This is a genomic window from Nodosilinea sp. LEGE 07298, assembly GCF_015207265.1.
GTDB lineage: Bacteria > Cyanobacteriota > Cyanobacteriia > Phormidesmidales > Phormidesmidaceae > Nodosilinea.
The window spans coordinates 1-3,179 of record NZ_JADEXE010000478.1; the positions used below are offsets into that span (position 1 = coordinate 1).

The 3,179-nt window shown below is 57.1% G+C and carries 3 protein-coding genes and 1 pseudogene; all 4 read left to right on the forward strand.

Annotation, left to right across the window (positions count from 1 at the left end):
- Positions 1–211: 211 nt before the first annotated feature.
- A complete protein-coding gene (locus IQ273_RS31945) occupies positions 212–994 on the forward strand; it encodes an SH3 domain-containing protein (RefSeq protein ID WP_194027113.1) in 783 nt (260 codons plus the stop codon).
- A 40-nt stretch (positions 995–1,034) separates the two neighbouring features.
- The gene (locus IQ273_RS31950) at positions 1,035–1,253 is read left to right on the forward strand and encodes a hypothetical protein (RefSeq protein WP_194027114.1); all 219 of its coding nucleotides are present in this window, start codon (positions 1,035–1,037) and stop codon (positions 1,251–1,253) included.
- 275 nt (positions 1,254–1,528) lie between these two features.
- On the forward strand, positions 1,529–2,680 hold the full coding sequence (locus IQ273_RS31955) for a glycosyltransferase family 4 protein (protein ID WP_228054288.1): 1,152 nt from the start codon (positions 1,529–1,531) through the stop codon (positions 2,678–2,680).
- A gap of 31 nt (positions 2,681–2,711) precedes the next feature.
- A pseudogene (locus tag IQ273_RS31960) lies at positions 2,712–3,179 on the forward strand (undecaprenyl-phosphate galactose phosphotransferase WbaP); the annotation flags it as partial.

Genomic DNA, 3,179 nt, shown 5'->3' on the forward strand with positions numbered 1-3,179 from the left:
GGGCGTGGTGCGGTTTGGGCGGTAGGAGTGGCTGAGCGGATGTGTGGATGTGTGGATGTGTGGATGTGTAGGTGGGTCGGTAAGTGGGCATAGCGCGGTGAGACTGGTCTGGAGGCTGCGGGTGTGACAATCTAAAATCTCCAATTCGAAATCCAAAATCCCCTAAAACCAGGCGCTATGCTAGATCTCTGGGAATTTTTGGGGAATCGTCATGGTACGGGGCAAGGGATGGATGGCATTGGCGCTCTGCGGTGTGCTGAGTCTAACGGCGATCGGCTGTAGAGACCGCAACGATACGGTGGTAGAGGCTCCCCCCGCCGCAGACGAGCAGCCGGTAGTGAGTGACCCGACTGAACCGACTCCTGAGACACCGCCGACACCAACGCCAGCGCCAGCGAACCCGCCAGAACCGGGGGTTGGCGGCACTGGGGAAGCCGTAAACCCACCCCAGGCGGCGCAGCTGATTGCCGCCCAGCCCGAAGCACAGATCAATTTGCGATCGCAGCCTACCACCTCATCCTCAGCTAGGGGCTATGGTCTGGTGGGCGACCCTGTGGAGCTGATGCGATCGGCCGATCGCAGCGATGGCACCTGGTATTTCGTCAAGTTTGAAGAATCGGGGGCCGAAGGCTGGATTCGGGGCGATTTTATCAATACTGAAGGGCGGGCCACGCCGCTGTCGCAGCGGGCTGACACCAGCAGCACCTGCGAAGGCCTGATGGACGGCATGACCGTGACGGCCTTCTACGACGCCAATGGTTTTCACCTGGTGCGGTTTGTGAATATGGAAACCAAAAACACCTTCGATGCTACGCTTAGTCGCCAGGGCAGCAGTAACCAGGGGCAGCCGCTCTACCAGGGCAGTACTAGCCCGCCCACCAGCGATCGCAGCTATCCGGTATCGCTGACCGATCTGTCTGGGGGTACCCCGCGCAGCGGATCGCGCGTGAATATGAGCTATGCAGGCATTGAGGGTAGCGCCACCTGTGAATAGGTATAAGATTGGAGCGTGAAACTGCCAATCAGGAGCACCCATGGCTAAAGAACTCAGCACCGAGGAGCAGCAGGAGTTAGAAAATCTGCGCCAGACGATCGAGCAGGCGATCGCTGATGGCGTGCTTACCCAAGCAGAACGGGACGCCATCACCACTACCATGCGGGCCGACGGCAGAGTTACCTACGAAGAACTGGAGCTCGTGCGTCAACTGGTGAGCAACAAGGTGGCCGCTGGCGAGCTGAAAGCCGAGCTTTAGGGACTCGAAATTTAATAAAGTCCCAACGTCATTCCCGTGCAGGCGAGAATCCATATGGAGTAGTTACTCTAGCTGGTACTTTTTTTTGAGGCGCATCCCTTAGGGCCATTCTGGCCACGAGAATACTCAAGGATTTTGCTTCCTAACCAGGGCGCAGGGCCTGCGCCCCTAGCTGAGGGGTATCTTCTGGCTCAGACCCCCCCTAAACCCAGATCTACCAGATGACTACTGCCCAGTCCCATCGGCCCAGTCCCTTCGCCCACTGACCGCCTATCTTGACTTCTCCTGCAGAGCTACCGATCTCCACAGCCATCGTGCACGAATGGCTGGTCAGCCGCGCCGGGTCAGAAAAGGTGGTCGAGCAGCTATTGCGATTGTGCCCCCAAGCAGACGTTTTTAGCCTGGTCGAGTTCTTAGAACCCGAGGCGGTCTCACTGATTCCCCCCGGCACCAAGGTGCAGACCTCCTTTATTCAAAGCTTGCCCTGGGCACGGCGGCACTTCCGCCAGTACCTGCCACTGATGCCCCTGGCGATCGAGCAGTTTGACCTCTCAGCTTACGACCTGATCATCTCCAGCAACCACGCCGTGGCTAAAGGGGTGCTTACGCGACCCCACCAGCTTCATGTGAGCTATGTGCATACCCCCATTCGCTACGCCTGGGACTTGCAGCAGCAGTATCTTCAGCAGGCGGGCCTGACTAGCGGTGTTAAAAGCGCCCTGACCCGGCTAATCTTGCACTACCTGCGGCTGTGGGATTTAGCGACAGCCCACCGGGTTGACTGCTTTGTAGCCAACTCTCGCTACGTTGCCCGCCGAATTTGGAAAACCTACCGTCGCCCCGCTACGGTAATTTATCCGCCCGTGGCGATAGATCGCTTTCGCTGGCAGCAGCCCCGCGAAGACTTTTATCTGACGGTGTCGCGCTGCGTGCCCTACAAACGAGTTGACCTGACTGTAGAAGCGTTTAACCGGTTGGGCCTGCCACTGGTGGTAATTGGGGATGGGCCAGCCCTGGCCTCGCTACAGAAGACTGCTCAGTCAAACATTACGTTTTTGCGGAACCCGCCCGACGCTGTGTTGTCTAGTTATATGGAGCGTTGTCGGGGGTTTGTGTTTCCAGCGGAAGAAGATTTTGGCATTACTGTGGTCGAGGCTCAGGCTGCGGGGGCACCGGTGATTGCCTACGGCAAAGGCGGCTGCGCTGAGACGGTGGTAGACGGCAAAACCGGAGTGCTATTTGGTCAGCAAACTGTCGATCATCTAGTGCAGGCGGTGCAGTATTTTGATGGGCATCGCCATCAATTTGTGGCTGAAACCATTCGTTATCAGGCCGAAACATTCTCAGAACTCAGGTTTCAGCAAGAGTTAACGGCTTATTTGATGCAGAAGTGGCTGAAATTTCAGCAGGGCGATGAATTAGAGTAGTGTCGGTGTTGCAGGAGTATTGGGGAAATTTATGTTTCCTCTGGAGCGCACGGTTCAGCCCGTAATATTGTCGCTGAGGATGTCAACCCGATCGCTGCCGATGGTTGGCCTCCTGGGTGCATCTGATCTACTGGCCTTATTTTTGGCCGGTGTCGTTGGCGTTTATCTGCGGCTGGCGTTTGGGGGCGAGTACGCTCCCCATTTATATGGGCAACTGTGGCCCGTATTAGGGATATTTTTGCTGGCCTATGCCGCCGCTGGGCTCTACCCTGCCGTGGGCATTAGCCCGGTCGATGAACTGCGCCGCATTTGCCTGTCAACCAGCTTCACCTATATGGTGCTGGGGGCGGGGCTATTTTTAACGGGCGAGAGTGAAACCTACTCGCGGGGCGTCTTTTTAATCACCTGGGTGCTGTCTTTGCTGCTGGTGCTGCTGGGGCGACTGTTGGTGAGACAGGTGTTTGCCTCTTACCCATGGTGGGGCTATCAGGTGCTTATT